General features: G+C 51.7%; 2 protein-coding genes. Both read right to left on the reverse strand.

Annotation, left to right across the window (positions count from 1 at the left end; all coding sequences use genetic code 11):
* Positions 1-410: 410 nt before the first annotated feature.
* Positions 411-602 carry a hypothetical protein gene (locus HMPREF2792_RS13485; RefSeq protein ID WP_158011602.1) on the reverse strand — a complete coding sequence of 64 codons (192 nt, stop codon included), beginning with the start codon at positions 600-602 and terminating at the stop codon, positions 411-413.
* Positions 603-1,001: 399 nt separating this feature from the next.
* Positions 1,002-2,012, reverse strand: a complete 1,011-nt coding sequence (locus HMPREF2792_RS10785) for a helix-turn-helix transcriptional regulator (RefSeq protein ID WP_198530323.1) — start codon at positions 2,010-2,012, stop codon at positions 1,002-1,004.
* Positions 2,013-2,073 lie beyond the last annotated feature (61 nt).

Here is a 2,073-nt window from a genome sequence, read left to right on the forward strand (position 1 = left end):
TCCGGACAACTACAGGACAAAATCAACGCACTCTAAAACCGGAAGGGCCGCTTTGCGTATGAGGGCTACTTCCTCAGTCACGGCAGAAAGCGCGCACCGCGCTCCCCACACGTGAGAAAATCGAGCCTTCCTCTACAGCGGAGCAACAGTCTTACAAAGCGTCTCCTACAAGACACAGACAGCACAAGCATAACTGGAGCCGCTGCAGGGACAATAGGCCTGTCACCTTGGACCAACACACTGATATATGACCTATCGACCGCGCCCGCATCCGCCTCTTTCGGAGTCATATACCTTGGGCTCTTCCCCACGGCAATAGCATTCACCGCATGGGGATATATTTTATTTTATCGCGCACGAGCGCTGGGAAACAGCAGCCACGACGCACCTTGTCGCTGTGGTCGTTTTGCTCATGCCAGCATTAATCCTCGGGGAAGTGAAGTGATACTGCGCCGTCTTAAACGAGGTCTGTGTTTTCCTGATCCCGTCGTGTGCCAAATATAGCCACCAGCGTTAACCGTGCCGAGCAACTTGTGGTTGTGGATACCGGCTAGCACCTTGGTGACAATGCGCTCAGTGGCCACAATCTGATAAGGGCGCATAATCCGCAACACTATGGCCGAAATATTTTGCGTACCTCAACCTCTAAGTCGTGCTCACCTGAATTCTCATGAGTGACATGTAAACCTGCTCTCACACCCTTGGTAGATCACACAGAATCGTCATGGTAAAGACCCTCAATGTGAAGTGGGAAGATTGTAGACCGGCTAAGATGCCCGCACTACGCTGCGGCTTCACCAGTGGTAAGAGGCCCTCGCCCGCCTTGAAGGCGCTCTGAACCTCCAAAGCCCTTACTCCACCACCCTGCGAGTGAAGCGAAAGCCATCGTTACTTACTTTTCTCCAATCATAAGATCCACGAGAGCTCCTAGATTGTTAGCGCACCTCTTACCGTTTTCAGCAGGCCTGTTACGACGGCATCCCAGTACCCATCTTCGGTTTCTACGATTCAGGATTTGTGGTCCCACTATGTCGTTTCGCAAGTTCATTAGCTAGATCAGCAGTGATTTTTACTGCTTCCGGGGGATCGGTGACCCAGATGTGGTCCCCAAACTGAAGCAATTGCCTTACCCCCTGAATATCCGCATATCCCACCACGATACGGACAAAGTTTTCGTCCACGGGTTCATAATGGATAAGCCGTGATCCCAAAATACGAGATGCCATATCAAGCCGAGTCGCTCGAAGAAGTGCGGTGATTCGAACTGGCATGTCTTCTTCTAATTGCTCAACGAGCTGCGCCCACACCCTTGCCAAACTTTGCCCTGGACGAAGCTGAGCAGCTTGACCTAAAACGCGAAAGGTTTCTAAACGCGAGACTGCCAACATCCTTGGTTCCCCATCGATATCAACGACCAAGTACCAACTTCTACCCTTGTGTACAAGCCCATAAGGATCAGCCACAGCACGTTGTTGCTTCTTGTCCCCGCTTCGGCGATAGGACACCTCAATTCGAGCTTCTTTCCGTACAGCCTCTAGCAACTCTTCTAAGTCGTTTTGGGTTTCATTGCTAACCCAGCCACTGGAATCAAGTAGGACCTTTTCTTCCAAATTATGAGTATCGGACGCTTTAGAGAATGAGACTGCGTTCATTTTCTTCTGCAGCAGGGCGATGTCTTGGCCAAACCCCAAGTGTGCGAGTGAATCTGCCCCGACGCCAAGAATCCTCATCAGCTGAATCTCAGTCGGATCCAATCGAGAAGCGTTCAATCGAGCGCGCCTATCGAGCACAATCCCACCATGCATACCTTGCTCCGTATAAACAGGTATTCCTGCGGCCGAGAGTGCATCAACGTCACGCAGTATTGTGCGCTGGGAAACCTCAAAATGCGAAGCCAGCTCGGCAGCCGTAGCACGGCCTCGGGTTTGCAATAGCAAGAGCATAGACAACAGGCGCGCCGATCTCATGCCGTAATTATCGCTGGAACCACAATATTTTCCGGAATATGACACTCCTTGTCAGGTTTGTTTGCTCGAATGCAGGGCCTGACCCCCGGAAAGTAGACACGTCGGG

The organism is Corynebacterium sp. HMSC068H04 (assembly GCF_001811255.1).
Lineage (GTDB): Bacteria > Actinomycetota > Actinomycetes > Mycobacteriales > Mycobacteriaceae > Corynebacterium > Corynebacterium hesseae.